General features: G+C 58.2%; 1 protein-coding gene. It reads right to left on the bottom strand.

Translation table 11 applies throughout. The annotated features are described in order from the left end of the window. Positions 1-491 (bottom strand): AraC family transcriptional regulator (locus tag AC1D2N_RS36235; protein WP_477983038.1); only part of this gene is annotated, 491 nt, incomplete at its 3' end. Positions 492-529: the final 38 nt, after the last annotated feature.

Below are 529 nucleotides of genomic sequence, written 5' to 3'. Positions count from 1 at the left end.
CACATCTGCGCGACTTCGGAAATCGACACGTTGCCGTCGAGGTTCTCAAGAAGCAGACTTTTCGCCAGATCCTCATGCGTCCGCGAGAGGCTGCCCGACCTATCGGAGGCTACCGTTGGCCGGCCGCCGTAACGCTGGACCAGGTAGGTTCCGATGGCCGTCGTCATTTGCTCGACGAACAGCGCGTTGGCCTCGTCTGGCTTTTCGAGTGCCGGGATCAGCGCCCGAGCGAGATTGGCAAGCACAATATCTTTTGACGCGGTCTCAACTGACAGCGACGTCACGCCGGGCATTTCAGCATCATCGGCAATTTTGCCGAGGGACGCTGGCGAAATCTCAAACAACACGAAATCGAAAGGACCCCCGAGATCCGCCTTGTAGGCGTCCGAGAGATCGCGAATATAGATCGAGTTCTCGGTAAAGTCGTGAGCTTCCGCACGATGTTCGTGGAAGATGCGCCGCGTGTGGCCACCGAGCGAGGAAACCCCCACGACGAAACCTCGATCGCTTGCCGGTGTCATAACCTGAT

Source organism: Rhizobium sp. P1_B8 (assembly GCF_056406515.1).
Note: the sequence above shows the minus strand (reverse complement) of the source record. Positions and strands in the feature narration are given on the sequence as shown.